At 67.6% G+C, this 6183-nt stretch carries 4 protein-coding genes; 2 read left to right on the forward strand and 2 right to left on the reverse strand.

Translation table 11 applies throughout. The features are described from left to right. On the forward strand, window positions 1-816 hold an 816-nt coding region (locus tag VIR09_RS27560; protein WP_332015758.1), incomplete at its 5' end, for an MFS transporter. 46 nt (window positions 817-862) lie between these two features. On the opposite strand, the gene VIR09_RS27565 is transcribed toward VIR09_RS27560, so the two are convergent. Continuing rightward, window positions 863-1780 (reverse strand): LysR family transcriptional regulator, encoded by a 918-nt coding sequence (locus VIR09_RS27565; protein ID WP_332015759.1) that lies wholly within the window; start codon window positions 1778-1780, stop codon window positions 863-865. A 154-nt stretch (window positions 1781-1934) separates the two neighbouring features. Between VIR09_RS27565 and VIR09_RS27570 the strand changes: the two genes are divergently transcribed. Further along, window positions 1935-4517 carry a penicillin G acylase gene (locus VIR09_RS27570; protein WP_332015760.1) on the forward strand — a complete coding sequence of 861 codons (2583 nt, stop codon included), beginning with the start codon at window positions 1935-1937 and terminating at the stop codon, window positions 4515-4517. Here VIR09_RS27570 and VIR09_RS27575 read toward each other — a convergent pair. Next, window positions 4489-6183, reverse strand: a 1695-nt coding sequence (locus VIR09_RS27575; protein WP_332015761.1) for an ABC transporter ATP-binding protein, incomplete at its 5' end; no start/stop codon positions are given. The genes VIR09_RS27570 and VIR09_RS27575 overlap by 29 nt on opposite strands.

Raw genomic sequence — 6183 nt, forward strand, 5'->3', positions numbered from 1 at the left:
CGGGTGGACCTGCGCGGCGCGCTTGCGGGCGCCGCCGGGCTGGCTCTGATCCTGGTGCCTGTGATGGAGGGCCGAGAGCACGGCTGGCCCTGGTGGTCGTTTGCCGGGCCTGTGCTGGCACTGGGGGTGTTGGCGTACTTCGTCCGCTATGAAAAGACGCTGGCCCGGTACGGTGGCGTGCCTGTGCTGGATATGCGGCTGTTTGCCAATCGGCCATTCGTGGCTGGCATAGGCGCGGTGTTTTTCTTTTTTTCCGCGATCAGCTCGTTCTTCTTCGCGCTGACGCTGCTATTGCAGTTCGGGCTCGGATTGGAGCCGCTGATGGCGGGCGCAGTGTTCACGCCTTCGGCACTGGCATTCTTTGGCGCTTCGCTTGCCGGGCCCAAGCTGGCGGCTCGCTATGGGCGCGGGGCGCTGCTGTTCGGTGTGCTGGTCTTCACGGCGGGCTTGGGGCTGTCCGCGATCACCGCGGCGACGCAACCCCAGAACCTGACGTTGCTGGTGGCATCGCTGCTGCTCAATGGCGCGGGACAAGGACTCGTGATCCCGCTGGCATTCAATGCCATTCTTGGCTCGGTGCAAGAGGAACAGGCGGGCATGGCCTCCGGGATGCTCAGCACCTTGCAAGTCGTCGGGACTTCCACCGGCGTCGCGGTGGTGGGTGGCGTCATATATACGGTGCTCGAGTCCGCGGGGAATTTGTCCGCAGGCGATGGCGCATCGATCTATGGGCGGGCGCTGGCGGCGGCCATGTTCTACAACATGGCTGCTGCGCTGCTCAGCCTGGTCTTTTTCAGCATGGCGACGCGCCGATAGCCGGTGTACTTGAACATGGCCTGGATCAGTCGCTCCTGGCCCGGGTCTACGCCCGGAATGCCGCAAATCCGTCCCAACACTCGCGCGTAAAGTCATACAGCGCGTCCTGCGCCGTCAAGGGCGTGCGCCCCGCCAGCCGGGCCAGCGCATAGTGGCCCTGGCGCTGCGGATCGGACGGGATCGGCACTTCGACCAGCAGCCCGGCTTCCTGCTGCCGGCGCGTGACGCAGATCACGCCCAGCAGCAGCGCGTCCGAGCGCAGCGTCAGCTCGATCAGCGCGTCCAGGTTTTCGCAACGGTGGGTGACCATCTGTTCGGGCGCGCCGCCCGGCCCCAGCGTTTCCGCCAGCCGCAGCGAGACTTCGGCGCTGAGCGTGCTGGAGGCCACGGGGTACTGGCGGACCTGTTCTATGCCTGGCCGCCTGTAGGCAAGAATGGGATGGCCCTTGCGGCAGACCAGGCCGGCCCGCAAGGGAGGCAAAGGGCGGGTTTCCAGGTCGGTCGCGTCATACAGCATGCGCGCGTCGCAGACCATGGCATGGATGCGTTCGGTACGCAGCATTTCCAGCAGGGCGGCCGTGGCGCCCAGCTCGACCCCGACGCGCACCTGGGGATGGCGCCCGGCCATGTGGGTCAGGAAGGGCGACAGCAGCAGGGACGCGGGCGCCGGGCTCAGCCCGATGGACAGCGCGCCCGATTCGCCGCTGTGCAGGGCTTTCAGTTCGCGCTGCAGTTCCGCTTCTTCGAAGCGCATGCGGCGCGCGCGTTCGGCCACGCAGGCGCCGTAGGGCGTCAGGCGCACGCGGCGGGTGCCGCGGTCCAGCAGGGGCAGGCCGAGTTCGGCTTCGAGTGCCTGGATGCTGCGGCTGAGCGCCGGTTGCGACAAGTTGACCGCCTCCGCGGCGCGCGAATAGGTGCCGTGTTCGACCACCGCCAGCAGGTGCTTGAGTTTCTGGAAATCCATGTTCAGACCGCATAAATACTATGAAATAAATGCATTGGAATTATAGAAGGGCTGTTCGTATGATGGTCCGCAGACGGCGCCCGCAGAGACGCCGCAAAACCGCGTCCGGGAGTCGCACCGCGGCGCGGCTCGACAAATACGGAGACAGATTCGAATGAAGCAGCACTTGTTGTCGGCCGCCATCCTGGCAGCCTGCGCAGCCATGGGCGCCCAAGCCCAGGCCCAGGAAATCCAGCAAAATTCCCAGAAGCAGGCCGAGGCCGCGGCGCGTCCGGCGGGCGCGGCCAGCGGGCAGGTCACGATACGGCGCGACGGCTATGGCATGCCGCATGTGTACGCCAATACCGTGTACGGCATCTTCTACGGCTATGGCTATGCGGTGGCGCAGGACCGTCTGTTCCAGATGGAGATGGCGCGGCGCAGTACCCAGGGCCGCGTGGCCGAGGTGCTGGGCCAGCCCATGGTGGCCTTCGATAAATCCATCCGCGGCAACTTTTCGCCCGAGCGCATCCAGCGCCAGTTGGCCGCGCTGCCGGCATCCGAGCGCCAGATCCTGGATGGCTACGCGGCCGGCATGAACGCCTGGATCGCGCGGGTGCGCGCCGAGCCCGGCAGCCTGATGCCCAAGGAATTCAATGACCTGCGCTTCCAGCCTGCGGACTGGACGGCCTATGACGTGGCGATGGTGTTCGTGGGCACCATGGCCAACCGCTTTTCCGACGCCAATAGCGAGATCGACAACCTGGCGCTGCTAACCGCCTTGAAAGACAAGCACGGCGACGCGCGCGCCATGCAGATCTTCAACCAGCTGCGCTGGCTGACCGACAGCCGTGCGCCTACCACCGTGCCCGAGGAAGAGGGCGTGTACCGGCCCGATGGCGCCCGGCCGCCCGCCAAGATTTCCTATGCGCTGCCGCGCTACGACGGCACGTCGCCCATGCTGGAACGCGTGGCGCGCGATCCGCAGACGCGCGGTGTGCTGGACGAGGCGCCCGCGGCCGTGCCGGCGCGGCTGCTGGCGCAGTTCGCGGAATCGGGGCAGCCCGGCATCGCCGGCTTTCCGACCACCAGCAATATGTGGATCGTGGGCCGCGACCACGCCAAGGACGCCCGCTCCATTCTGCTGAACGGGCCGCAGTTCGGCTGGTGGAATCCGGCCTACACCTATGGCATCGGCCTGCACGGCGCGGGCTTCGACGTGGTCGGCAACACGCCGTTCGCCTATCCCAGCATCCTGTTCGGCCATAACGCGCATGTGACCTGGGGTTCGACCGCGGGCTTTGGCGACGACGTCGACATCTACGCCGAGAAGCTCGATCCGAACGACCGTACCCGCTACTTCCACGACGGCGTCTGGAAGACGATGGAAAAGCGCACCGAGCTCATCGAGGTCAAGGACGCGCAGCCGGTGATGATGGACGTGTACCGCACGGTGCATGGCATCGTCACCAAGTTCGACGACAAGCAGCACGTGGCCTACGCCAAGGCGCGCGCCTGGGAAGGCTATGAACTGCAATCGCTGATGGCCTGGACCCACAAGGCGCAGTCGCGCAACTGGGACCAGTGGAAGACCCAGGCGGCGCGCCACGCGCTGACCATCAATTGGTATTACGCGGACGACAAGGGCAATATCGGCTACGCGCACACCGGTTTCTATCCCAAGCGCCGCCCGGGCCATGATCCGCGCCTGCCCGTGCCCGGCACCGGCGAGATGGATTGGCTAGGCATGCTGCCGTTCTCGACCAACCCGCAGGTCTACAACCCGCGCCAGGGCTTCATCGCCAACTGGAACAACCAGCCCATGCGCGGCTATCCGTCCACCGACCTGTTCGCCATCGTGTGGGGCCAGGCGGACCGCTACGCCGAGATCGAGACCCGCCTGAAAGCCATGACGGCTCATGGCGGCAAGATCAGCGCCCAGCAGATGTGGGACCTGATCCGCACCACCAGCTATGCCGACGTGAACCGCCGCCACTTCCTGCCGTTCCTGCAGCAGGCGGTGCAGGGGCTGCCTGCCGACGATGCGCGGGCGCAGCTGGTGGCGGGGCTGGCGTCCTGGGACGGCATGGGCACGAGCGACAAGCAGGCAGGCTATTACGACAACGCCGGTCCGGCCGTGATGGACGCCTGGCTGCGCGCCATGCTCAAGCGTACGCTGGCGGACGAGATGCCCGCCGATTTCTTCAAGTGGTATAGCGCCACCGGCTATCCGACGCAGGCGGCGCCCGCCACCGGTTCGGTCAACCTGACGGTGGGAGTGAAGGTGCTGTTCAACGCGCTGGCCGGCCGCGATGCGGGCGTGCCGCAGCAGTACGACTTCTTCAATGGCCAGCGGCCGCAGGACCTGACCCTGGCCGCGCTGGACGATGCCTTGGCGGCCTTGCGGAAGGCCTACGGCCAGGACCGCGCAAGCTGGCGCATCCCTGCGCCGCCCATGGTGTTCGCGCCCAAGAACTTCCTGGGCGTGCCGCAGGCGGACGACAAGGCGGTGCTGAGTTTCCCGGCCACGCAGAACCGCGGCACCGAGAACAACATGACCGTGTTCGACGGCCGCGGCGTGCGCGCGGTGGACGTGGTGGCGCCGGGGCAGAGCGGCTTCGTCGCCCCGGACGGCACGCCGTCGGTCCACACCCGCGACCAGTTCGACCTTTACAGCAGTTTCGGCAGCAAGCGGGTCTGGTTCACGGATGCGGAAGTGCGCGCCAATGCTAAGTCGGTAGAGACGTTGCGCTACTGACGGCGTAGCCGCCCTGGTGGCTGGCCAGCCGCGCATAGACCCCTTGCCGTTTGAGCAATTGGTCGTGCGTGCCGGCCTCCGCCAGCGTGCCGCGTTCCAGCACCAGGATCAGGTCGGCATCGCGGATCGTCGACAGGCGATGCGCGATGACCAGCGTGGTCCGGTACTGCATCAGCACGTCCAGGGCGCCGCGCACCTGCATTTCGGACAAGGTGTCGAGGTGCGAGGTGGCTTCGTCCAGGATCAGTACGGGCGCGTTCTTCAGGAAGGCGCGGGCAATCGAGATGCGTTGGCGCTGGCCGCCGGACAGCTGCATGCCGCGTTCGCCCACGCGCGTCGCCAGGCCTTCCGGCAAGGCGCGCACGAAGTCCGACAGCGCCGCCTGTTCCAGCGCGCGCGCCAGGTCCTCGGGGCTGGCCTCGGGCCGCGCCAGCCGGATGTTGCCTTCCAGCGTGTCGTTGAACAGATAGGTATCTTGCGTCACCAGCGCGACGCGTTCGCGCAGGCCGTCCAGCTGCAGTTCGCGCAGGTCCACGCCATCCAGCTTGACCTGACCCGCTTGCGGATCCCAGAAGCGCAGCAACAGGCTGGCTACCGTGCTCTTGCCGGCGCCGGACGCGCCGACCACGGCCACGGTGGTGCCGGCTGGCACCTTGAAGCTCAGGTCTTGCAGGGTGGGGGCGCTTTTGCCCGGATAGGCGAAGCTGACGTGATCGAAGGCCAGCGACAGGCCATGGGCGGAAACCGGCGCCGGCAGGGGCCCGTCGGTCACGGGCTCGGGTTCGTTGGCGACCACGTGCAGGCGGCGGGTGGCGGCGATGGTGTCGGCCAGTTGCCGGCTGACCTGCGAGATCTCGGACACCGGCAGGAAGGTCGCCAGGGCGATCAGCACCAGCAGCGGCAGCATGCCCGCCGACAGCGCGCCGGCCGATACTTGCAGTGCGCCCACGACCGCGACGGCCAGGCCGCCCAGGCCCATGGCGATCTCGAAGCCCGCGGTCTGGCGCGACAGGTCGTCCAGGATGTCCAGGCGGCGCGTGCGGTAGCGGTCCGCCACGCGCAGGAATTCATCGCGGCGGCGGCCGGTGGCCTGGAAGGCGGTCAGATCGGCCAGGCCCTGGATGGTGTCGGTGGTGTGCGCGCTCATTTCGCCCAGCGCTTCGCGCGCCTTGTCGCCCAGCGCGTCGACCTTGCGGCGTCCGCGTACCGGCGACACCAGGGCATAGGCCAGGAAAGGCAGCAGCGCCAACGCCACCGGCCAGCTGTAGACGCCCAGGAAACCCAGCACCGATAGCGGCACCAGCACCGAGACGATGGCCGGGGCGATGGTGTGGGCGTAGAAGTACTCCACCATTTCCACGTCCTGGGTGGCCAGCGCCACCAGGTCGCCGGAGCGGCGCTGCAACAGGTAGGCCGGCGCCAGGCGCTCCAGCTTGTCGTAGAGCTTGACCCGCATGTCGGCCAGCAACTGGTACGCCATGGCGTGCGCCAGCCAGGACTCGAGCCAGTGGAACAGCGCGGCCAGCGGCGCGGCGACCAGCAGGCCCGCGATCAGGGCCGAGTAGTCGCGGCCGTCGCGGATGGCCGCGACGATCAGCGCGCTGAACACGCCCACGCCGATGTAGGCCGCGACCCGCGCCACGCCCAGCAGGATGGTGGCCGTGAG

The organism is Achromobacter sp., assembly GCF_036567245.1.
GTDB lineage: Bacteria > Pseudomonadota > Gammaproteobacteria > Burkholderiales > Burkholderiaceae_B > Achromobacter.